The sequence below is a fragment of the Mesorhizobium sp. WSM4829 genome (assembly GCF_055811475.1).
In genome coordinates this window covers 15555-38005 of record NZ_JBVVQJ010000050.1, presented here as the reverse complement: position 1 = coordinate 38005, position 22451 = coordinate 15555, and the positions used below count along the sequence as shown (strand labels likewise).

22 protein-coding genes are annotated in these 22451 nt (G+C 63.3%); 11 read left to right on the top strand and 11 right to left on the bottom strand.

Annotated elements, in window-relative coordinates; all coding sequences use genetic code 11:
- From AC0L17_RS30855 to AC0L17_RS30845, 3 genes are all read right to left on the bottom strand, one after another.
- Nucleotides 1-248 (bottom strand): insulinase family protein (locus AC0L17_RS30855; protein WP_473518540.1); only part of this gene is annotated, 248 nt, incomplete at its 3' end.
- Between the two features lie 288 nt (nt 249-536).
- The gene (gene rsmD, locus AC0L17_RS30850; RefSeq protein WP_473518539.1) at nt 537-1091 is read right to left on the bottom strand and encodes a 16S rRNA (guanine(966)-N(2))-methyltransferase RsmD; all 555 of its coding nucleotides are present in this window, start codon (nt 1089-1091) and stop codon (nt 537-539) included.
- A complete protein-coding gene (locus tag AC0L17_RS30845; protein WP_473518538.1) occupies nt 1072-3219 on the bottom strand; it encodes a pseudouridine synthase in 2148 nt (715 codons plus the stop codon). Before AC0L17_RS30845 ends, rsmD begins: the two co-directional genes overlap by 20 nt.
- 176 nt (nt 3220-3395) lie before the next feature.
- On the opposite strand from AC0L17_RS30845, the gene AC0L17_RS30840 reads away from it, so the two are divergent.
- Nucleotides 3396-3848, top strand: a complete 453-nt coding sequence (locus AC0L17_RS30840) for a nucleoside deaminase (protein ID WP_091590719.1) — start codon at nt 3396-3398, stop codon at nt 3846-3848.
- A gap of 28 nt (nt 3849-3876) precedes the next feature.
- Here the strand turns inward: AC0L17_RS30840 and AC0L17_RS30835 are convergent, their stop codons facing one another.
- A complete protein-coding gene (locus AC0L17_RS30835; protein WP_473518537.1) occupies nt 3877-4551 on the bottom strand; it encodes a hypothetical protein in 675 nt (224 codons plus the stop codon).
- A 191-nt stretch (nt 4552-4742) separates the two neighbouring features.
- Entirely contained in the window at nt 4743-7727 is a 2985-nt protein-coding gene (gene ileS / locus AC0L17_RS30830) for an isoleucine--tRNA ligase (protein ID WP_473518536.1), read from the bottom strand.
- Between the two features lie 55 nt (nt 7728-7782).
- On the opposite strand from ileS, the gene AC0L17_RS30825 reads away from it, so the two are divergent.
- From AC0L17_RS30825 to AC0L17_RS30815, 3 genes are read left to right on the top strand one after another with little or no spacing between them, the layout of a single operon-like run.
- Complete coding sequence (locus tag AC0L17_RS30825) at nt 7783-8031, top strand: hypothetical protein (RefSeq protein WP_091590717.1); 249 nt, start codon at nt 7783-7785, stop codon at nt 8029-8031.
- 3 nt (nt 8032-8034) lie between these two features.
- Complete coding sequence (parS, locus tag AC0L17_RS30820) at nt 8035-8415, top strand: type II RES/Xre toxin-antitoxin system antitoxin (RefSeq protein WP_473518535.1); 381 nt, start codon at nt 8035-8037, stop codon at nt 8413-8415.
- Between the two features lie 3 nt (nt 8416-8418).
- Nucleotides 8419-8853 carry an RES family NAD+ phosphorylase gene (locus tag AC0L17_RS30815; RefSeq protein ID WP_091590714.1) on the top strand — a complete coding sequence of 145 codons (435 nt, stop codon included), beginning with the start codon at nt 8419-8421 and terminating at the stop codon, nt 8851-8853.
- A gap of 2 nt (nt 8854-8855) precedes the next feature.
- On the opposite strand, the gene AC0L17_RS30810 is transcribed toward AC0L17_RS30815, so the two are convergent.
- Together AC0L17_RS30810 and AC0L17_RS30805 are read right to left on the bottom strand one after the other, a co-directional pair.
- Entirely contained in the window at nt 8856-9668 is an 813-nt protein-coding gene (locus tag AC0L17_RS30810) for a MipA/OmpV family protein (protein ID WP_473518534.1), read from the bottom strand.
- Nucleotides 9669-9877: 209 nt separating this feature from the next.
- Nucleotides 9878-10783, bottom strand: a complete 906-nt coding sequence (locus AC0L17_RS30805) for an alpha/beta hydrolase (protein ID WP_473518533.1) — start codon at nt 10781-10783, stop codon at nt 9878-9880.
- 329 nt (nt 10784-11112) lie between these two features.
- Between AC0L17_RS30805 and AC0L17_RS30800 the strand changes: the two genes are divergently transcribed.
- Nucleotides 11113-11667: an HdeD family acid-resistance protein gene (locus AC0L17_RS30800; protein WP_091590712.1), complete on the top strand. Its 555-nt coding sequence runs from the start codon at nt 11113-11115 to the stop codon at nt 11665-11667.
- A 220-nt stretch (nt 11668-11887) separates the two neighbouring features.
- Here the strand turns inward: AC0L17_RS30800 and AC0L17_RS30795 are convergent, their stop codons facing one another.
- Together AC0L17_RS30795 and AC0L17_RS30790 are read right to left on the bottom strand one after the other, a co-directional pair.
- A complete protein-coding gene (locus AC0L17_RS30795) occupies nt 11888-12871 on the bottom strand; it encodes a bifunctional riboflavin kinase/FAD synthetase (RefSeq protein ID WP_473518532.1) in 984 nt (327 codons plus the stop codon).
- Nucleotides 12872-12914: 43 nt separating this feature from the next.
- Nucleotides 12915-13775, bottom strand: a complete 861-nt coding sequence (locus tag AC0L17_RS30790) for a TIGR01459 family HAD-type hydrolase (protein ID WP_473518531.1) — start codon at nt 13773-13775, stop codon at nt 12915-12917.
- A 371-nt stretch (nt 13776-14146) separates the two neighbouring features.
- Here AC0L17_RS30790 and AC0L17_RS30785 point away from each other — a divergent pair, with 371 nt between their 5' ends.
- A complete protein-coding gene (locus AC0L17_RS30785; RefSeq protein WP_473518530.1) occupies nt 14147-16105 on the top strand; it encodes a TadE/TadG family type IV pilus assembly protein in 1959 nt (652 codons plus the stop codon).
- Between the two features lie 336 nt (nt 16106-16441).
- Here the strand turns inward: AC0L17_RS30785 and AC0L17_RS30780 are convergent, their stop codons facing one another.
- Complete coding sequence (locus tag AC0L17_RS30780) at nt 16442-17269, bottom strand: DUF2189 domain-containing protein (protein WP_473518529.1); 828 nt, start codon at nt 17267-17269, stop codon at nt 16442-16444.
- A 62-nt stretch (nt 17270-17331) separates the two neighbouring features.
- Here AC0L17_RS30780 and AC0L17_RS30775 point away from each other — a divergent pair, with 62 nt between their 5' ends.
- Nucleotides 17332-17472, top strand: coding sequence for a hypothetical protein (locus AC0L17_RS30775; RefSeq protein ID WP_473518528.1), 141 nt, complete (start codon nt 17332-17334; stop codon nt 17470-17472).
- 59 nt (nt 17473-17531) lie between these two features.
- Here the strand turns inward: AC0L17_RS30775 and AC0L17_RS30770 are convergent, their stop codons facing one another.
- A complete protein-coding gene (locus AC0L17_RS30770) occupies nt 17532-18236 on the bottom strand; it encodes a glutathione S-transferase family protein (RefSeq protein WP_473518527.1) in 705 nt (234 codons plus the stop codon).
- A gap of 106 nt (nt 18237-18342) precedes the next feature.
- Here AC0L17_RS30770 and AC0L17_RS30765 point away from each other — a divergent pair, with 106 nt between their 5' ends.
- The 4 genes from AC0L17_RS30765 (at nt 18343) to AC0L17_RS30750 (ending at nt 22446) form a co-directional block, all read left to right on the top strand.
- Complete coding sequence (locus AC0L17_RS30765) at nt 18343-18702, top strand: winged helix-turn-helix transcriptional regulator (RefSeq protein ID WP_023802257.1); 360 nt, start codon at nt 18343-18345, stop codon at nt 18700-18702.
- A gap of 237 nt (nt 18703-18939) precedes the next feature.
- Entirely contained in the window at nt 18940-20061 is a 1122-nt protein-coding gene (locus tag AC0L17_RS30760) for a PspA/IM30 family protein (RefSeq protein WP_473518526.1), read from the top strand.
- Nucleotides 20062-20066: 5 nt separating this feature from the next.
- The gene (locus AC0L17_RS30755; protein ID WP_473518525.1) at nt 20067-20687 is read left to right on the top strand and encodes an OB-fold-containig protein; all 621 of its coding nucleotides are present in this window, start codon (nt 20067-20069) and stop codon (nt 20685-20687) included.
- A 58-nt stretch (nt 20688-20745) separates the two neighbouring features.
- Complete coding sequence (locus tag AC0L17_RS30750; RefSeq protein ID WP_473512930.1) at nt 20746-22446, top strand: flotillin family protein; 1701 nt, start codon at nt 20746-20748, stop codon at nt 22444-22446.
- The last annotated feature ends 5 nt before the right edge of the window (nt 22447-22451 follow it).

Below are 22451 nucleotides of genomic sequence, written 5' to 3'. Positions count from 1 at the left end.
AGATGCTCGAAGAAATGGGCGATGCCGGACTTGCCCGGCGGCTCATCGGCGCTGCCGATCTTGTACCACACCATATGAGTGACGACCGGTGCGCGGCGATCGGGGATGACAACGACCTCCATGCCGTTGTCGAGCAGGAAATTCGTCACCTTGCCGTCGTCCGGCTTGTTGTCGGCCAGAACCGGGCCGGTCATCACGACAGCCAGCGCAAAAAGCGTTCCGCGCAGCCAGTCAGCCTGAGATGTCATTAACGACTCCGGTTGTCATGGGGTGGGACGATAGGCGGGGGTATCGCCACAGGCAAATCGATTTGTTCGTCATTTTGAAGGCGCTGCGCCAACCTTCTCCCCTTGTGGGAGAAGGTGGATCGGCGCGCAGCGCCGAGACGGATGAGGGGTGCTGGACGGAGTGCGGCATAAAAACTTTAACGATTTCAACATGTTAAAATCTAAACGTAGCGTTCCCTGGAACACCCCTCATCCGACCGAGCTTCGCTCGGCCACCTTCTCCCACAAGGGGAGAAGGGAAGACGCTATTCATCCAACCTCGATAAAGCGGATGACGGTCTCGCCATAGCTTCGCTCGTCGACAACCGAAAAGCCCGGCCCTGCCTCGAACGGCGCCGCTGCCGCCTCCTCGACGACGCAGAGCGCGCCGGGGGCGAGCCAGCCGCCGGTCTTGGCCGAGCGCAAGGCACGCTCGCCCAGGCCCTTGCCATAGGGCGGGTCGGCGAACACCAGGCCGAACGCGGCCATCGTGCCCGCCTCGCCCAGAGCCGTAGCGTCGCGACGGAATATCTTGGTACGCCCGGTGAGGCCGAAGGCCTCGACATTGGTGCGGATCAGGCCGCGCCCTTCCGCCGATTCTTCGATGAAGACGCCATAAGACGCGCCGCGCGACAGCGCCTCGAGGCCGAACGCGCCGGTGCCGGCGAAAAGGTCGAGCACCCGCGCGCCGACCAGCCTATCGGGGAAACGATGCGCCAGCACGTTGAAGACAGCCTCGCGGGTGCGGTCGGTGGTCGGGCGGATCGCGCTTGAGCGGGGCGTCGCCAGCGGACGCCCGCGAAACTCACCGCCGACGATCCGCATTGCCTCCCCTGGATCCCTTGGGGCCGCTGCGCGGCCGGTCGCCGCCTTTGCCGCCATCATTTGGGCGTTCGCCACGCGGCTTGCCGAACGGCTTTGCGCCTCCGGGTTTTCCCCCTCCATGGGCGGGCTTGCCATAAGACGGCTTGAACGAGGCCTTGCGTTCCTTGGCTTCGGCCGCCCTGGCGGCATCGGCGTCCGCCCTGCCCTTGCCGATCGGCCGCGCGCCGGGCGCCATCCAGACATTGGCCTTGCGTTGGCCCGGCGGCTCGATCGGGCGCTGCTCGCGTTCGGACTTTTTCCCGCCGCCCGGTTTGCCGCCGAAGCCGCCCGGCCCGCTACGTTCAGATTTGGGGCCACGATCGGCAAAGCCGCCGCGTTCGGGCCCGCTGCGTTCTGATTTAGGGCCACGCTCACCAAAGCTCTTTTCCGTCCCGAAGCTTCTGCCGGGACTTGTCGACAGCTTGCCCAGCGCCTCGTCGCGGCTGCCTTCGCGGCGCTTGCGGTTCTTGATCAATCCGCCTTCGCCGATCGGACGGCGTTCGCCATCGCGGGTGAATTTCGGCCGCTCAGGTTCCTCTTCACGCACCGCTTCGCGCCGCACCGGCCTGTTGGAAAACGGCTTGGTGATGTCAGCGTCGAAATTGGCGCCGGACTCCTCGACCAGGCGTTCGCCGAGCTGGTCGCGCAGCACCCGGCCCTTGATCTCCAGCACATGGCCCTCGGGCAGGTCGTCGAGCTGGAACGGTCCGTAGGAAATGCGGATCAGTCGCGTTACGTCGAGGCCAAGCGAGCCCAGTATGTTCCTGACCTCGCGGTTCTTGCCTTCGCGCAGGCCAAGCGTCAGCCAGGCGTTGGTGCCTTGCTCGCGGTCGAGCGTCGCCTCGATGGCGCCATAGAAGACGCCGTCGACGGCGATGCCTTCGCGCAAGCCGGCGAGCGCACTTTCCTCGACCTTGCCGTGGACGCGCACGCGGTAGCGCCTGAGCCAGCCGGTCGCCGGCAGTTCGAGCACGCGCGCCAGCCCGCCGTCATTGGTGAGCAGCAGCAGGCCTTCGGTGTTGATGTCGAGCCGGCCGATGGTCATCAGCCGCGGCAGGTCGGCCGGCAGCACGTCGAAGACGGTCTTGCGGCCCTCGGGATCACGATTGGTGGTGACGACGCCGGCCGGCTTGTGGAACAGGAACAGCCGGGTGCGCTCGATCGGCGGGATCTCCATGCCGTCGAGATGGATGATGTCGCCAGGCATCACATTGAAGGCCGGCGAGGACAGCACCCTTCCATTGACCTTGACGCGGCCGGCCGCGATCAGCTCCTCGGCATCGCGACGCGAGGCAAGACCGGCGCGGGCCAGCCGCTTGGCAATGCGCTCACCAGCCTCTTCCGTCGCTTCGGCGGGACGCGGGCGCGGTTTGAAGCCGCCCGATGCCCCTTGGGGCCGATCACCGGCAAAATCGCGCTTGGGCCGATCGCCGAAGTCGCGTTTTGGGCGATCGCTGAAGTCCCCCTTGGGACGGTCGAAGCGCCTTTCGCTGCGCTCGCCTTCGGCAACTGCCGGCCGGTCGCCGCGTGGCGCATAGGGTTTGCGCGGCCCCTCACGCTTTTCATCAGGCTTGCCTTCAGGACGCGGCCCCTTGCTGAACGGCCGTTCGCCACTGTCGAAGTCGCGCTTCGGCCGTCCGCCGTCAGCCGCCATCGGGCGGTCGCCGCGCGGCGCATAGGGTTTGCGCGGCCCCTCACGCTTCTCGTAAGGCTTGCCTTCCGGACGCGGCCCCTTGCTGAACGGCCGGTCGCCAGCCTTGAAATCGCGCTTCGGCCGCTCGCCGTCAGCCGCCATCGGGCGGTCGCCGCGCGGGGCGTATGGCTTGCGCGGCCCCTCGCGCTTTTCATAGGGCTTGCCGTCGGGCCGTGGTCCTTTGCTGAACGGCCTATCGCCACTCTTGAAGTCGCGCTTCGGCCGCTCGCCGTCGGCCAGCGGGCGGTCGCCACGCGGCGCGTAAGGCTTTTTTGCGCCGAAGGACGGCTTGCCGCTCTTGCCGGCAGCGGCATCACGACCACGCGGGCCCGATGGTTTCGAGCCGTTCTTGCCCGGACCCTTTTGGCGCGGGAATTTCTTGTTTTTGTCGTCCATGTAGCTTTGCTCGTTTGCACTACAGCGCCGCGCGTCCGTACGGACGCGCAAAGGACGCTGTAGGACTTTGATTTGGTGCATGATCCCTTCCGAAAACCGATTCCGGTTTTCGGGATCATGCGCTAGATAACAGGATCACGCCGGAGTAGCGAGGAGATAATCGGAATGGAAACCGCTTGAAGCGGCCGGATTTCATGGCGCTGGCACTGAAGGAGGCCGAAGCCGCCGCCCTGCGCGGCGAAGTGCCGGTCGGCGCGGTCATCGCCAGCGGCGATACGGTCGTTGCCAGTGCCGGCAACCGCACCCGCGAGCTTGCCGACCCTACCGCCCATGCCGAGATGCTGGCGATCCGCGAAGCCTGCCGCAAGCTGTCGAGCGAGCGGCTCACCGGCCACGATCTCTATGTGACGCTGGAGCCCTGCGCCATGTGCGCCGGCGCCATTTCCTTCGCCAGGCTGCGCCGGCTTTATTTCGGCGCCGCCGACGAGAAGGGCGGCGCTGTGGTCAACGGCGTGCGCTTCTTCGCCTCACCGACCTGCCACCATGCACCGGACATCTATCCAGGGATGGCCGAGAGCGACGCAGCCCTGCTGCTGAAGGATTTTTTCAGGGAGCGACGCGAACCCTAACGTCGCAGGATTTCTTAGCGCCGGCAGCTTACCACGGCAGCCAGTCGAACATGCCGCCGCTCTTGTTCTTGGCGGCCGCTTCCCGCTTGAGGCGGCGTGCTTTCTTGTACTCGTCCTCGCCGAGGTCATCGACCGGCGCGGTGGCGGAAGCGGCGCGATATTGCACCGGCGGCTCGCTCAGATATCGGCGGGTGTTCGGGTCGCCCTGCTTTTGTTCGGCAAGGCGGCGCTTGACTTCGGCGGCGCGGCCCTTGTCCGAATCCGCCGGCTTCCAGGCCGGCGGATGACTGGAACCCGAGTCCTTCATCGCAGACTTGATCGCGACCGGATCCGTCTGGATGTCATCGACGATCTGCGCCTGGTAGGACGGATCGTCCTGGTTGAGCGTGGCCTCGGCGCGCAGGCGAGCGCGGCGCTGCTCGGGCGATTCCGGCCAATCGGCGCTTGCCGTGGCGCTGTCCTGCGGCGGCGGCAGTTGCTTCTGTCCCGGCGCCGGCTTCACCAGTTCGGGGCGCGGCTTGTAGTCGATCCGTTGCTTGTTCTTCGGCATGACTGAAAAAGCGCTGGTGAGATCGCCGGCAAGCTGGGCGGAGGCGGTCTTGTCGGTCCCGTAGGTCGGCGAGCCCATGCAGCCGGACAGGGCCAGGCCGGATGCGACAAGCGGCGCCAGCAGCGCAACGCGCGCGCAAGTTCTTTCGGTCATGCCAAAAAGTCCCACTCTAGACAGCCTCTCGATCGCCGCCGGCCAAAGGTCCGGTCCCCATCGCCTATGCTCTTCCGACGGAAATCCGGCGACAATTTGTCGTCCGGAGTTTCGCGTGTTTACCTCAACCACTCGTTAAGGGCAACGAGCCGAGGCCGATCAGCCGCCCGCCGTGGCATTTGTGCACCGCCTTATATACGACCAAGCGCCTTCAATTCATGCAGGACCGCTGCGTCCCGCGCCGAAACGTCGGGGAATTGCTTGTCCTGCCCGACATCGGCCGTGTAGCGCCATGAGCGCGCGCATTTGAGCAGGCCGCGGTCCTCGGCCTTCTCGACCACCACGGCGACGCCCTTGACGTCGTCCAGCGTGAAGGCGCCGGAAGGCGCGTTGCCATGCGCAATGACCAGATCGCTGGTGATCGCCATTTCGGCCATGTCGACATCTGATATCGCCGCTTCGAGCGCCGCATCATCGAGCGTGACGACCGGCACCGCTTCCAGAGACGAGCCGATGACCTTCTGGGCGCGCGCAATCTCCAGCGCGCCGGTGACGACACGGCGAACCTGCCGCACCTTGCGCCATTTTTCCGCCAGCGCCTCGTTCTTCCAGTCGGCCGGGATTGGCGGAAACTGGTCGAGATGCACCGAGACGGCGTCCGGATGACGGTCGAGCCAGGCCTCCTCCATGGTGAAGGGCAGCATCGGCGCCAGCCATTTCACCAGGCAGTCGAACAGATGGCGCACCACCTGCACGGACGCCTTGCGCTTCACGCTGGACGGCGCCTCGCAGTAGAGCGCGTCCTTGCGGACGTCGAAATAGAAGGCCGACAGCTCGACCACCATGAAGTCGAGCAGCGTGCGGGTGATGCGCTTGAACTCGAAGGCGTCGTAGCCCGCCCGCACGACTTCATCGAGTTCGGCAAGCCGGTGCAGCATCAGCCGCTCCAGCTCCGGCATCTTGTCCAGCGGCACGTCCTCGCCAACGTCATGGGCAAGCGTGCCCAGCATCCAGCGGATGGTGTTACGCAGCTTGCGGTAGGCGTCGATGTTGGTCTGCAGCACGTTCTTGCCGAGCCGCTGGTCTTCCCAGTAGTCGGTGGTCACCACCCATAGCCGCAGGATATCGGCGCCCGACTGTTTGATGACGTCTTGCGGCACGACTGTATTGCCGAGCGACTTCGACATTTTCCGCCCCTCCTCGTCCATGGTGAAACCATGGGTGACGACGGTGTCGTAAGGCGCCCTGCCCCTGGTGCCGCAGCTTTCGAGCAGCGAGGAGTGGAACCAGCCGCGATGCTGGTCGGAACCTTCGAGATAGACGTCGGCCGGCCATTTCAGATCCGGACGATCCTCCAGGGTGAAGACATGGGTCGAGCCGGAATCGAACCAGACGTCGAGGATGTCCATCACCTGCTGCCATTTCGAGGCATCGTGATTGCCGAGGAAACGCTCCTTGGCGCCGGCTGCAAACCAGGCGTCCGCGCCTTCCTTCTCGAAGGCGTCGATGATGCGCTGGTTGACCGCCTCGTCGCGCAGGACGTTGCCGTCGGCATCGGCGAAGACGGCGATCGGCACCCCCCAGGCGCGCTGGCGCGACAGCACCCAATCGGGGCGCTCCTCGATCATGGCGCGGATGCGATTCTGGCCGGCGGCCGGCACGAAGCGGGTGTCGTCGATCGCCTTCAGGGCACGGCTGCGCAGTGTCGTGCCGTCGCCGAGCTCCTTGTCCATAAAGACGAACCATTGCGGCGTGTTGCGGAAGATGATCGGCTTCTTCGACCGCCACGAATGCGGATAGGAATGCTTCAGCCGCCCGCGCGCGAACAGCGCATTGCGCTTGATCAGCTCGTCGATGACCGCCTGGTTGGCATTGCCCTTCTTGCCGTTGTCGTCGATGACGCGCGCCGCACCGCCCTCGCGGTCCGGGCCGAAGCCTGGCGCATCCTTGGTGAAGAAGCCGGCATCGTCGACGGTGAACGGGATCGCTGTGTCGATGCCGCGCTGGCGAAGGTCCGAAGCCGCATCCGTCCAGGCGTCAAAGTCGTCGCGGCCATGGCCCGGCGCGGTGTGGACGAAACCGGTGCCGGCGTCGTCGGTGACATGCTCGCCGGCGAGCATTGGGACGTCGAATTCATAGCCGCCATTCAAACCTTTGAAGGGATGAGAAAGCGTAAGGCTTCCAAGCTCTTCGGCCGAAATGCTACGGAGGCGGTCCATCGTCACCTTGGCTTTGGTCGCAGCCTCTTCCGCCAGCGCTTCGGCAAAGATCAGCCTTTCGCCAGGCTGCGGGCCGAAAGCATTCTCGGCCGCAGTGACCTCGTAGAGGCCATAGTTGATGCGTGGCGAATAGTTGACGGCACGGTTGCCGGGGATGGTCCATGGCGTGGTCGTCCAGATAACGACATCGGCCTCCAGCAAGTCCAGTGACGTCTGCGTCAGCCTCGGATCCAAGGCTGGCTGCCCATCTTCGACGTTGGTGACCTGACGAGCGAGGCTGACGACCGGAAACTTCGCCCAGATCGTATCGCTCTCGTAGTCCTGGTACTCGACCTCGGCCTCGGCCAGCGCGGTGCGCTCGACCACGCTCCACATCACCGGCTTGGAGCCGCGATACAGCTGGCCCGACATGCCAAATTTCAACAATTCGCCGGCGATGCGCGCCTCGGCATGGAACGCCATCGTCGTATAGGGATTGTCGAAGTCGCCGACGACGCCGAGCCTCTGGAACTCTGCGCCCTGCACCTTGATCCAGTGCGCGGCGAACTCGCGGCATTCCTTGCGGAACTCGTTGACCGGGACCTCGTCCTTGTTCTTGCCCTTGGCGCGGTATTGCTCCTCGATCTTCCATTCGATCGGCAGGCCGTGGCAATCCCAGCCGGGCACGTAGTTCGAGTCGTAGCCGCGCATCTGGAACGAGCGGGTGATGACGTCCTTGAGGATCTTGTTCAGCGCATGGCCGATATGGATGTTGCCGTTGGCGTAGGGCGGGCCGTCATGCAGCACGTATTTTTCGCGGCCGGCGGCGTTTTCGCGCAGCTTGCGGTAAAGCTCCATGTCCTGCCAGCGCTTGACCAGCAGCGGCTCCTTCTCGGGCAAGCCGGCGCGCATCGGAAAATCCGTCTGCGGCAGATAAAGCGTCTTGGAATAGTCGATCGTTTCAACAGTGTCGGTCATCGGCGTATCGGTCATTGGTCTGCCATATGCATTGCCCGGCAAAAGAGCCCGGGCGTTGAACTATCATGATCTGGAAAAAGCGCGAGAGGCCGCGCGCAAAATTCCCGGCGGCTCCGGCGGCGCTCAGGCCGCCCGGAACACCGGGCTTGTAATTCGTATCGCAATCGCGAGTGCGCGAGGAGACTGCGTCATGAACGGGCTTTTAGACGAGGCCGGCCCCATTGAAAAGCCCGAACTCGCGGAGGCCTCCTTGCTTCATGGGCCAGTTGCGCCTATTTCTTTGGGCAAATGGCAGCGGAGCTAAAATATGTCCAGCTTGCACATCAAAGGTCTCCCGGACACGGCAACGGAACGGTTCCTCGTTCATGTCACCAGGGTCGAAGGACTTCGCCAGCGCGGCTTCAGCAATGACGAAATCTACAAGATCGTCGGCCCGCGACGGACATTGGCGCGTCGCAAGGAGCGAAACGAGACACTGACGATCGCCGAGTCCGACCGCGTTATGCGACTTGAACGGATTTCGGCGATGGCGGATCGGGTTTTCGGCAATCACGAAAAGGCGCAGCGTTGGCTGCGCAAGCACAGCAGGGTGCTTGACGAGACACCCATCAACCTCTTGCAGTCAGAAACGGGTGCAGCGCTGGTGGAAGAAGAGCTCCATCGCATCGACCACGGCATCTTTGCCTGACATATGCGGATCTGGCGCATTTCCGGCTACGCCGACCTGCTGGGTGTCGGCGGTTTGGTCAGCGGCGGCCGTTGGCATGTCATGGGGACACCAATTGTCTACTGCGCCGATCACCCGGCCACGGCACTTCTCGAGATACTTGTGCATGTCGACGCGGAAGACATGCCCCAGACCTATCAGCTTGTAGAGATCGAAATGCCGGACGACATTGCCATCATGTCTCCCGGTTTGCCCGATGATTGGAAGGACGATCTGTCCATGACACAACGGCTCGGGACGAACTTTGTCGCTGCTGCCACCCAGGCGGTCATGGAAGTCCCTTGTGCAATTGTCCCGTTCACAAGGAACTATCTTCTCAATCCGGATTTGCTGGCCCGCGACGGCATCCGTATCGTTAGCGCCACGACCCATCCGGTCGATACGCGACTACTGGGATAGGCTCACATCGAGAAATCGAAGCGATAGGTCGTCGACACGCCGATCGTGAATTGATCCCTTGAGCCGCGCTCCTCGACCAGGCTGGAATCGGCCGCCGGGCCCATCAGCCGCGAATATTCGCCGAACAGGCTGGCCGTCATCGGCTCGGTCACTTTCCAGGTCACCGCGCCGCCGAGGCCCGCCGACTTCACGCCACCGTCCGGTCGGTACCGGCTGAGGCCCGACGCCACGGCTTCCTCGGCGTCGACGCCGTAATAGGCGTCGAAATAGTCCGACGAAGCGAACGAAACGCGCGGCCCGCCCGAAATCCTGACCTCCGGCGTCACATCGTGGAATGCGTCGGCGGCGATGTCGGCGACGAAGCCGCTATGGGCGCGAATGCCGTGCCGCAATTCGGCGCGGGCGCGCAACCAGTCCAAAGGATAGAATTCGAAGAAGCCGCCGGCCTCGCCGCCCCAGCGCACCGGGTCGAGGCCTCTCAGTTCGTCGGCGTCGTCGCCATCGCGCGAAAACAGGATTTTTCCGGCCAGGCCGGCGCGGAAGCCGCCTTCGTCGATCAACCCCAGCGAGATGTTGTCGTTGCGCGAGGTGAAGCGGGCCGCAGGACCGGCCTTGCCGAGCGAGATGATCGGCTGAGCGCTGAGTATATAGTTCTTGCTGCCTTCGAAATCGGGCGCGACCAGGCCGGTGGCGCCGACTGTCAGATACCAGTCGCCAGACAGCCAGCCCAAGGCGCCATCGGCGGCTTCGGCGGCACCGGTGGCCCCAAGTATGAAGGCGGCCAGAACCACCGGATTCGCTCGGACAAAACGCATCATTACTCCATAAGTCGAACAGGTTGGCGATACAACCAGCCTTCGCAAGCCATGGCGCCAGTTCAGTAAAATTTGGCTTAATGTCCGAAACATCGGCGGCGTTTCTGAAAACGCGCTAGCAGCTGCCAACGGGCTTCCCACTCTGGAATGTCTCGGCTGCTTTTTGGATTTTGGCAATAGCCGTGTGACCCTGGCTGCTCACCCAAGAGTTACAAAAATCCGCGGACAAAGCTTCCCGCGCTGTGAAGAGTGCGGCGACCGGCACTCAATCCTGCATTCCAAACCGGCCAGGCGTGAATCATATGCGGCCAAATTTCGAGACGTACTTTGACGTCAGCCGCGCCAGCGGCTTGCGCGAGCCGAGTTGCGTCCGACAACAGCGTCTCGGCCGAACCGACCTGTATCAGCATTGGGGGAAATCCGCTCAGATCGGCAAACAATGGCGAGATCAGGGGATCGCGCCGTGCAAAGCCAGGGGGAACATAGGCGGTGGCCAGTTCCTCCAAATACGCCCGGTGGATGATAGGGTCGATCGCGTCCTTAGTCGATAGTGTCGCGCCAGACATCGAGAGGTCCGTCCACGGCGAAACCAGCCAAAGACATCGCGGCAACCGCTCCCCTGCCGCGCACAATATACTGACCAGGCACAGGGTGAGGTTGCCGCCCGCACTATCGCCGCCAACCACGATGCGATCCGGCGCGATCCCTTGCCGCCCCAGAAACCGCCATGCGGTGAGTGCGTCTTCATGTTGCGCAGGGAAAGGATGTTCCGGTGCGCGTCGATAGTCGATCGCGAGGGTGCGCATTCCCATTGCTCGACCTGCCTCGGTCACCATTCGACGATGACTTTTGAGCGAGCCGGAGCAGTAGCCACCACCATGGAAAAAGAGCAGAACCTTATCGCTGTCACTCTCAGGCGCTAGCGACCACTCTCCCTCGAGGCCGTCGAAAACCGCCTTCTCACATCTGACGTCGTCCGCAATCGGCCAGACCGAACCAACCTCGTCGAGCCGTGCCCGGCGTTCGTCCCAGCTCACCGGTCGTGGCTTTGACGTCAGCAAACTGCGGACGGCGTTGATCTCCGTCAGATCGAGGCTTTCGTCCACGTCGCTCATTTGCTTCCCTAGCCTCATCAAGCATAAAAACGGGGGACAGCAGCAGCCTCACGTCATCCAATAAAGCGTCACAGCCAGCGCTGGGCCACCGCTTTCGTTTGCGCCATGGCGAAGACAAGAGGACGACAGTCGTCCAGAACCCGCTCGTCATGCTTTAGCACTGCCGCCGCACATGGTCGAATATTACGTCTGATATTTGGCCGCTTCGGGTCTAGCCACGTCTGGCAAGCGATCGCTCGGGGTGTGGCGCTCGCATCCTGCTCGCTTTACCGGCAAGCCTGTCAGCGTTACCTTCCAAGCTGGCAAAGGTAACCTGAGGGAGAAGGGCGATGACACTGCACGGCGATGCCTTGAAAGATGCAATCGGTCAGACGCGGGCGAAATGGGGATGGTTCGTCGGGCTCGGCGTTCTGCTGCTGATCCTCGGCGGCATCGCCTTCGGCAATCTGTTCATCGCCACTGTCGCCTCGATCTACGTCGTCGGCTGGCTGATGCTGATGGCCGGAATCATCGAGATCATGCATGCCTTCGGTGTGAAGACATGGACCCGGTTTTTCTACTGGCTGCTTAGTGGTCTTCTCTATGCCGTCGCCGGGTTCTTCGCCTTCTACAACCCGCTGCTGGCGTCGGCGGTGCTGACCTTCCTGCTGGCGGTCGCCCTTCTCGCATCAGGCGTGCTCAGGGCCTGGGTCGGGTACAGGCACAGGCCGGAAAAAGGTTGGGGCTGGCTGGTTGCGGCCGGCGTCATCAGCGCGCTGGCCGGCCTGGTCATCGCCATGGGCTGGCCAGTCAACAGCGTATGGGTGCTGGGGCTGTTTCTCGCCGTCGACCTGATCTTCCAGGGCTGGGCCTTCATTGCGGTCGGCCTGGCGCTGAAAAAATAGGTCCTTGGTTTGGCATGATCTGTTCCGAAAACCGGTTCCCACTTTTCGGGATCATGCTTTGTCTTAGCATGATCTTGTCCGAAAACCGGTTCCCACTTTTCGGGATCATGCTTTGTCTTAGCATGATCTTGTCCAAAAACCGGTTCCCACTTTTCGGGATCATGCTTTGTTTTAGCATGATCTTGTCCGAAAACCGGTTCCCACTTTTCGGGATCATGCTTTAGAAAGCAATGGCCGCGTCGAGCTCGGACAGCGGGCTGACGCCGGCAAGCAGCGCCCTCGCCTCGGCCTCGTCGCGTTTCATCTGCGCGACCAGCGCGTCGAGCCCGTCGAACTTCACCTCGGCGCGCAGGAAACCGAAGAAGGACACCGAGCATAGCTCGCCGTAGAGATCGCCGGCGAAGTCAAAGACGAATGTTTCCAGAAGCGGCGTGCCGTTGTCACCGACGGTCGGGCGGCGGCCGAAGCTGGCAACACCATCATGAAGCGTGCCGTCGGCGCGGCGGAAGCGGACGGCGTAAATCCCTTCCTTCAGAGTGGCTTCCGGCGAAAGCCTCATATTGGCGGTTGGAAAGCCGAGCGTCCGGCCAAGCTGCTGGCCGCCGATCACCTCGCTCTCGACCGTGAAGCGGTAGCCGAGCAGGCCGGCGGCCTCGGCCACCGCCCCTTCGCACAGCAGCGCCCGGATTCGGCTCGACGACACCACCTCGGCGCCTTCGTCGCGAAAGGCGTCAACCAGGGTGACGCCGAAGCCGTGGCGTTCGCCGGCCGCCATCAGATAGGCCGGTCCGCCTTGCCTGTCCTTGCCGAAGTGGAAGTCGAAGCCGGTCACGGCGTGGATGATGCCGAGATTGCTGTCGAGCACATCGGTCACGAACGCTTCCGCCGACAGTGCGGCGAAGGCGCGCGTGAACGGCTGCTCGACGAGTGCGGCAAAGCCCAGATGCGACAGCAGCCGTGCCTTCATCGGCGGCGGTGTCAGCACGAACAGCGGTATCTCGGGGCGGAACACCTTTCTCGGATGCGGCTCAAAGGTCAGCACCAGCGCCGGCGCGCCGCGCCGGCGAGCCTCGGCCAGCGCGCGTTCGAGCACGGCCTGGTGGCCGCGGTGGACGCCGTCGAAATTGCCGATCGCCACCACGCCACCCCGCAAATCGGCCGGCAGCGGCGAGATGGCAGAAACGCGTTCGAAGGCTTCAGTCATTTCGGGGCTTGCGTCATTTCGAGGCTTCCGTCATCGAGCGAGCCTACTGCAGTCTCGGAATGACCGCGACCGGCCGGTAGCCATGCCTTTCCAGAAAGGCGATCAGCCTGGCCGGATCCGGTTGTAGCGCATCGCCGTAGTCGCGGGCATGGATGCCGCCCGACACGTAGAGCACGTCGAAGCCATTGTCGGCAGCACCCTTGATGTCGGTCATCATGCCGTCGCCGATAGCCAGCACGTCCGAGCGCTCGACCGGGCGGCCGAGCAGGTCGGCGATCTCCTTCATCGCCACGTCATAGACCGGGGCATAAGGTTTTCCGGCGATCAGCGTGCGCCCGCCGAGCTGGGCATAGTCGCGGGCCAGGGCCCCGGCGCACCAGATCATCCGCTCGCCGCGCTCGACCACGATATCGGGATTGGCGCAGATGAAGGGCAGGTTCCTGGCGCGCAGCCGCCGCAGAAGATCGGCGTAGTCCTCCGGCTTCTCGACCTCGTCGTCGAACAGCCCGGTGCAGACCACGCCGGACGCCTCGAACTCCTCGACCAACTCGACATCAAGCCCGTCATAGAGCGTGAAATCGCGATCGGCGCCAATGTGGAAGATTTTTCGCGGGCCTTCCATGATCAGGTCGCGGGTCACGTCGCCGGAGGTGACGACGCGGTCATAGGCCGCAGAGGGAACGCCGATCGCATTCATCTGCGCCACCACATCGGCGCTGCGGCGCGGCGAATTGGTGATCAGCACGACAGGTATCTTCGCCTCGCGCGCCGTGGCCAGCGCCAGAGCCGCGGCCGGAAAATGCCGTTCGCCATTGTGGACCACACCCCAGACGTCGCACAGGATGGCACAATAGGCTCCCGACAAATCCGCGAGCGAGCCGATGATATCGGGCGAGTCCGCCATATCGTTTCCCAAATCATGATGGTTGCGAGCGTCGCCGCCGACGTCCGCCGCGGCAGGTTCGCATTAACCGAAGCACTTGACCCTGTCACCAGCTTTCACATTTTTCAGAATTGCCCTGGTTTCAGGATTGTCCAGGTTTCAGGATCGCCTTGGCACTGACGAAGGCAAGCGCGCAAGCCGCTCTTGCCGAGACTTCCCCATTCTGAAGGCTTCGGCGGCCGGTCCAGCCGCGCGCAGCAATGCCGGCATCGGCGGCGTGGTTAACGAGCCTTGAAAAAGCAAGCCGGTCTTGGATGTTTTTCAGCAATCTGAAATTTAAGGATTGATGGCATCTTTCGCCGACTAGGGGTTTTGGCGAGGGGCTGAAGACAATGATCCGAAAATTCGGTAGGGACCGGCGTGGCAACTATACGCTGATGACGGCCATCACGATGGTGCCACTGATGGGCGGAGTGGCGCTCAGCGTCGATTACTCGGAACTGCTGCGCCAGAAGCACGCCACGTTGAACGCTTTGGACGCCGCCGGCCTCGCCACGGCTCAGCAGGTCGTCTCCGGCGCAACCGACGACGCCGCCAGGGCCTACGCCAAGACTTTCTTCGAAACCAATCTCGGCCCCGTCGATCCGGCCAACACGTCGCTTACCGTCACCCTGCCCAACAGCAGTGCGGGTGGCGGCACGTTGAAGCTCTGCAGCGCCCTGACCTATCACCCCTATTTTCTGCCGGCCGCCGCCATGCTGGGCGGCTGGACCACCAGCGGCGCTACAACTTTCACGGAGTGCTCGGAAATCCGCCTCAAGAACACGCTGGAAGTCGCTCTTGTGCTCGACAATTCCGGCTCGATGAACGAACTCGGTTCCGGCACCGGCGCGAGGCGAATAGACCTGCTGAAGACTGCCGCCAAGCAGCTTGTCGATACGCTGGCGCTGCAGGCACAGCAGATGAAGCAGGTCAGCAAACCGGTGCAGTTCTCCCTCGTGCCGTTCGCTGCTTCGGTCAATGTCGGTCCCACCCATGACCAGGACAGCTGGATGGACCAGGATGGCATCTCCCCGATCCAGCATGAGGATTTCGACTGGACGAAGATGACCGCCGCCAACGATCCGGACAGATACGCCGAGAAGCTCAACGGCGTCTGGTACAAACGCGGCACCGGCTGGGGCGACACCGAGGATCAGCCACTGACCCGCTTCAGCCTCTACGCCGACATCACCGTCGAGTCCGGCCGCGAAGAAGTGCCTAACACGAAACAGTATATCTGCGACACCTATAACAAGAAAGGTAACTGCAGCAGCGGCCACTGGACCACCCCGGAATATATCTACACCACCAGCCGCTATGCGAGTTGGCAGGGTTGCGTGGAGGCGAGGCCGCACCCGTATAACAACGACGACACGACGCCTGATACCGCCACACCTGCCACGCTGTTCGTGCCGATGTTTGCGCCCGACGAGGCCGGCACCCTCTGGCTCGATTTCGACCGCGACGGCGCTAACGACGTGATCTATCTGAACTATGGTTACGGCAACAACTGGTGGGCCGACTGGCCTTACACCGACAGCCCAACCGCTTCGCAGCGGCAGTCGGACATGCGCAAATATTTCCTGGTCAAGCCTTACGGCTCGAAGTCGGCTGCCTCGGGCGACGGCCCAAATTCGTCCTGCACGACCAACCCGATCACGCCGCTCAAAGACGTGACCCAGCTTGCCCAGAAAGAGGAGATCGACAACGCCATCGACGCCATGGCGCCGAACGGCAACACCAACGTGCCGGAAGGCCTTGCCTGGGGCTGGCGGACGGTGTCGAGCAACGAACCTTTCACTGCGGGCCGGCCGAACACTGAAAGAGGCAACGACAAAGTGGTCATCGTGCTGACCGACGGCGCCAATACCTACAGCGCCGTCAGCGACAGCGGCTACGCCAATAACAGGTCGACCTATGCCGCTTACGGTTACACCGGCCTGACATATCCGGGGTCTGGAAGCGTGACGCGGCTGTTCATGAACACAAGCACCGACATCGGCAAGACGACCTACACCGGCGCCAACTACACCGCCGCGCTGGACGAGCAGATGCAGACCCTTTGCGGCAACGCGAAGAAATCGAACGTTCTCGTCATGACCGTTGCGCTCGACCTGTCGACCACCGATGCCGGTGACAAGAAAGCACTCGACGCGCTGAAGGCCTGCTCCTCGGACTCGCGCTTCCGCAAGGATCCCACCGATCCGACCAAGCCGGCCAAGCTGTTCTGGAACGCGACCGGGGCGACGCTGTCGGACAATTTCAGGGAAATCGCCAACGAATTGTCGAACCTGCGCATCGTCGGCTGAAGGCGATGGGGTCGGCTGAAGGCGATGGAACTGGTGACTTAAGGGACCCTCTTTCACGCGCAGCACAACCACATAGGGATTCTTGCGAAGGTGGACCCCACCCTAACCCCTCCCCACAAGGGGGAGGGAACGCTGCCGCGCACCTTTAACTTCGTCTTTGGCGCCGAAAGGCAGGCAATCTGCCGAGGTCGGCGCCAACGGAAGTCTCCCTCCCCCTTGTGGGGAGGGGTTATGGGTGGGGGTACATCGTAGAGCGAAAACCTCGGCGGCGATCTCCCCCCGCGTGAGGAGATGTCCGGATGGCGACCGACACGCAGCGCCAAACGCCGCTTCCGCCTACATCGGCCGCCGGTCCGGCTGCGCCCGCTCCGGTTCGACCAGCCGGCGATAGAGATGCCAGGTCGCATGGCCAAGCACCGGCATGACGACGGCGAGCCCGGCAAACAGCGGGATCGAGCCGATCACCAGCAGCACGGCGACCATCAGGCCCCACAGCGCCATCTGCAGCGGGTTTGTCATCACCGCCCGTGCCGAGGTCTCGATCGCCGAGACCGCGCCGACATCGCGGTCGAGCAGCAGCGGGAAAGCGACGACGGTCGTCGCCAGCACGATCGCGGCGAAGACGAAGCCGGCCGCATTGCCGAGCAGGATCAGCGTCCAGCCTTTGGGTGTTGTCAGCACCTCGCGCACAAAGCCACCGATCGAGGCCGGCGGCTGAGCGCCGAACAGGCTGGAGTAGATCGATTGCGCGGTGAACAGCCAGAGCAGGAACAGTGCCACCAGCATGATGCCGATGACCGCGATCGCCGGCAGCGCCGGCGAGTGGCGCACCTCGAGGGCGTGCCACCAGGACGTGTCCATGCTGAGCTCGCGGCGGCGGCTGATCTCGTAGAGGCCGATCGCGGCGAACGGTCCAAGCAGGGCGAAGCCGGACATCAGCGGGTAAAGCAGCTGGATAGCGTAGGCGCCGGATGTCGTCCACTGCGCCAGGATCAATCCGACCACCGGATAGATCAGGCACAGGAAGACGTAATGCGATGGCTTTGCCCAAAAATCCTCGACGCCGAGCCGCAGCACATCGATCAGGTCCGCCGTGGTGATGCGGCGAACCCTGGGCTGCACGTGCATCCCACGCGCGTCCGACATGACATGAAAGCTGGCCATACCCATTCTCCCGTATTCAGGGGGCGGCCACCGCCCGTAGCTGCCACTTCAAGAGCGATGGCATGATAGCCGAATTCGATGTGCTTGTCGCGAATCGGGTGGGATTGAGCATGCGCAGCGCGGCACAGGCCGTGTTCGTGCCGCGCCGCTGGCGTGTGCTAAAGCGCGTCGCGGCTGAATGGATTCATTGCGACGCGCTTTAGGTTGTTTGTTTATGCATGTCGTTATCGCAAAACCGCCGCACACTTTTGCGCGACATGCATTAGGCACCAAATCGTTCAATCACCTCGGCCAGCGGAACGTGGCCAAGGCAGGCACCCGAACCCGCCGGCGTTTCGCCGTCCTCGATGGCCTGCGCGTATCGCACGTCCGGATCGCTTTCGATCCGGTGGCGCAGCGCTGCCAGCCTGGGACAGGCGGCGCCGTCGACCGCCTGGTGGAACTCCGCCCAACGGGCCACGCCGATCAGCGTGGTATCGGCCAGCGTCAGGCGGTCGCCGACCAGAAAGTCGGTGTCGCCGATGATCGCCTCAAGCCGGTCGTGGCGTTCGGCAACAGCCTGGCGGCCAAAGTCACGCAAGGTCGCCAGCACGGCCGGTTCGGCCGATTCCATTTCATAGGCAGCCCAGAGCGGGGTGAAAGCGGCGGTGAAACCGGTGTTCACGAAAGCCATCAGCTGATGCATCCGGTCGGCTTCCGGCGAGCGCGGGTGGAAGCTGATGCGACGTTGCGTGTCGCGGGCTTCCAGCCAAGCGGCAATCGCCATGGTCTCGGTGAGCACTCTGCCGTCGTCGGTGATCATCACCGGCGTTTCCTGACGGCCGTTGATGCGGGCATAGGCGTCGTTCTTCATTTCAGTGAGCATGTCGACGCGGCACAGGCGGTAGGGCTGTCCGAAGCGTTCAAAAGCAGCGACGAGCCCCATCGAACTTCCCGCCGGGACGCCGTAAAGGAGGATAGGTTCCATTTCTTTGTCTCTTCCATGTTCAGGGATCACGCTGCGCAGCGAAGCTTGACCCTAAACGCTGGTCGTCCCATGTAAATTACGCACTATTTTGTAACCAGGATCCGCCATGAAAGATGTCGTCTCAAGCTGCCCGATCGAAGAGGCCATGCGTGTGCTCAGCGGTCGCTGGCCGACCTTGCTGCTCTACTATCTCAAGGACGGGACCAAGCGCTTCAGCGACCTGAGGCGTGACAACCCGACCGTGTCGCACCGCATTCTGGCGCTGGAACTGCGCAAGCTGGAGGAAGCCGGGATCGTGCGGCGAACGGCGCATGCCGGCTATCCGTTACGCGTCGACTATGATCTCACCGCAGCGGGTCTCAAGCTTGTGCCGCTCATCGACGCCTTGGGCGACTGGTGGGAAGATACCGAGGACGATCGGGCCGGCCGGGTCTCATCGGCGCCAAGGCTGGTGGCGGCGGAGTAAGCAGTGGGGAAAATCTGACGATTGCAACTATACGTTGTGCAACTGCTGGGGTGGAATCAGCCGACCGGGCCGAATACCTCAGGGAGCGCGCAGCGCCAGACGTTGGTCTACTGGCCAACACCTGCGGTTACCAAACAACACACGTGTATTAACCCTCCTATCACTAAATCACGTTTTTGGTGATTGTCACTTGAATTCCTCTCAATCACTTGCTAGGTGATTGGGAGGGGGAACAAGATGAAGACGGCGCACTACAAGCTGATCCTGAGCCGCGCTGGCGAACGCGCCATCGACATGACTTTCGCGGCTTATGCCGTCATGCACGACATCCTGGATCGCACCGCCTCTAGCCAACGCACCAACACGTTTGAACTCCAGAAGCTCGCCTATGAAGCGATCCGCGCCGAGACGGGCCTGCCGGCGCGACTGGTGACCAATGGCATTCGCGAATACGCCTCCGGCGCCTGGTCGCCCGACCGGCTGCCGCTTGACGACAAGCTCATGTCCTTCAAGGGCGTCGACAAGGTTTCGATTTCTACCGTTGAGGGGCGTGTGATCGCGGGATTCCTGGCCACCGGCTACTCCGATAGCCAGGAGAAAGCGCAACTTTCCCATCTCGTACGGGATAACGGGGCCTATCTGCTCACCGTTCCGCTGTCGGCGGACATGCAACACAGGGAGATCGAAGCCATGCAGACCGAATCCATTTCCGGGCGCGTTTCGCGCCTCGCCGCCGGCCTGGTCGCAACCGTGATCGACGGCCTTGAGAAGAAGGCTCCCGAGGCGGTGGCCGAACAAGCGATCCGCGAGATCGACAAGGCCGCCGACGAGTTGAAATCCAACCTCGCAGCGCTTATCGCCGAGCGCAAGCGCTACACCCTGCAGAAGGACGACCTGACCGAGGAACGCGAGGGGCTGGACCAGAATATCCGTGTCGCCCTGCAAGAGGGCCGCGAAGACCTCGCACGGGCCGGTATTGGCCGTCAGGACGACATTGACGCGCAGGCCGCCTCTATCGACAAGCTGATCCAGGATGTTGATGTGCGCATTGACGAAGCGCGAGGCGCGCTGAGCGCCGCAAGTGCGGCCCGCCGCGATTCCGAGGAGCGGGTGAAGATAGCGCGTCGCGCCCGCGAGGCGCAGAACCCGGGCACGGCAGGCAACGCTGGCGGCGGGTTCCGCAAACCCGCACCAGAGGATCGCATTGCGGCCGCGCTTTCCAGCGTGGCGCGGCTGACCGACCTGCCCGCTGGCAAGCCGCGCGACAACGATCTTGTCGAACTCGAAGAATTTGGGCGCCAGCGCCGCATTGACGACCGGCTGGCGGCTCTGCGCAGCGAACTCAAGGGTAAGAAGTAGCGCCGATGGCAGAAATTCTCCACGCGCCGGCGCTCTATCTCTATCCGTTGCTGGCAGGGATGTTGCTGGGTGTCCTGCAGATCGTCCTGTTCTTTGTTGGAGCCGGGCATTTTGACCATGGTGGCGGCGAAGACGGCGCGGTCGACCACCTCCTCGACGCCACACATCTGGACGACGTATTCGATTGGTTGAATTTCGGTCGGGTACCCTTCGCCATCCTGATACTGCTTCTGCTGGTCACGTTCGGCATGGTCGGCATCATGCTGTGGCAGATCTTCCCGGCCTTGCCGGCGTGGAGCTACGCTTTTGGCGCGGCGCCGGCGGCGGTGATGGTCACGAAGATCACCGGCGGCTGGATCGCTCATCTCCTGCCGCAGGACGAGAGCTACGCCGTCAACCACGATCATCTGGTCGGGCGTCGCGGCACGGTCACGCTCGGGCCGCTGGATGACGGTCGGCCCGGCTCGATCCGGGTGCGCGATGAGCATGGCGAATTGCATACGCTGCGGGCGCGGCCCGCAGACGCGGGAATGAAAATCGAGAAAGGCGCCTTGGTCGTGGTGGTGAAAGCCGCCGAGGGACCCGGTCGTGTCTGGCTCGTAATGCCGTTCGAGGAGCATATCTAGCCAGAGCGCGCTCTGGGCAAAGCCGAACATCAAACACTTTCAAATCTGGGGGCAAGGTATGGACAATATAGTTCAATTTCTGATCTGGGCCGGCATCGTTCTCTTCGTGATCGCGGTGATCGGCTTTGTGCTCGGGCGGCTTTACCAGCGCGCCGAGCGTGACGAGGCCTTTGTGCGTACCGGCGTCGGCGGCCGCAGAGTGGTCAAAGACGGTGGCGCGCTGATCCTGCCCATCTTGCATGCGCTGGCGAAGGTCAAGCTCAACACGGTCAAGCTGGTGGTCGACCGCCGCCGCGAGGACGCCTTCATCACCTCTGACCGCATGCGCGTCGATATCCGTGCCGAGTTTTACGTACGCGTTGACGGCACGGATGACGGCATCGGCCTCGCTGCGCAAACGCTGGGCGACCGTGTCAACGACCCGAAGGCGATCCAGGATCTGGTGGAAGCCAAGCTGGTCGACGCGCTGCGCTCTGTGGCCGCGCGCAACACGCTCGATCAACTGCATGAGAATCGCTCAGACTTCGTGAAGGCGGTGCAGGATGCAGTCGAGACCGATCTGCGCTCGAACGGGCTGGAGCTGGAATCGGTGTCGTTGACGGGCCTCGACCAGACGCCGCGTGAGTTCTTCAACGAAACCAACGCCTTCGACGCCGTCGGTTTGGCCAAGCTGACCACCATCACCGAACAGCGCCGCAAGGAGCGCAACGAGGTGACGCGGAAGACCGAAGTGGCGATTGCTGAGCAGGACCTGAACGCCTCGCGCGAAAAGTACGCGTTGAAGCGGCAAGAGGAAGAGGCGCGGCTGGAGCAGGAGCGCGACGTAGTCTCCAAGCAGGCCTCCACCCGCTCCGAAATGGCCAAGGCCGAGGAAGCGGCGAAGCTCGCCGAACAGGCCGCCCAGATCGCGCGCGAACGCGAGATCGCCGAGCATGCGGCGGAAGCTCAGCGCGCCAAGGAAGAGGCGCGCATCAATTCTGAGCGCGAGGTTGAATTGTCGCGCCAGAACATGGCGGTGGCCATCGCCAAGAAGAGCCAGGAAACCAGCCAGGCTGAAGCCAAGGCCCGCGAGGCGGAGGCGCTGACGGTTGCGGCTGAAGAAAAGGTGCAGACGGCGCGCGAACGCGAAATCGCCGACCGTGCCAGGCAGATCGCCGTTCTGCAAGCACAGGAAGCGGCGGAATCTGAGGCTGTGTCGGTGACAGTTGGCGCGAGCGCCGAAAAAGCAGCGGCGGAAGACCGCGCCGAGGCGGCGCTGGTAGAAGCCCGCGCGGCGGCGGAAGCGATGAAGGTCCGCGCCGAAGGCGTGATCGCGGAAGGCGAGGCGGAGGCCGCGACCATCCGCGCGACGAACGAAGCGCGCAACCTGCTCTCCGACCGGCTGATCCAGCTTGAACTGACGCAGGCGCGGATCACCATGCTGCCGGAAGCATTAAAGGCGCTGATGGAGCCGGCGAGCCGTATCGATAGCATCCGCGTGTTCGACACGGCGGGATTTTCGGGCGGTCGCTCGGGCGGCGAAGGCGGGCGTTCGGGTCCGGGCGATCTGGCCGACCAGCTGCTGAAGTTCACCGGCAACAAGTCTCTGATCGACGCGCTCCTGAAGGAGGCTGGCATCGCCGGCGCCGGTGGCTCTCTGAAGGATCTGGTCTCGACGCGGCCGCGGGAAACGGATGCTGACGGGGCCGATCTGTTCGAGGAGGCAGACGGGGAGGACGACGCGCTGGTCGTCCCCCTGGCTGGGATACCGAAGGCCTGAACTGC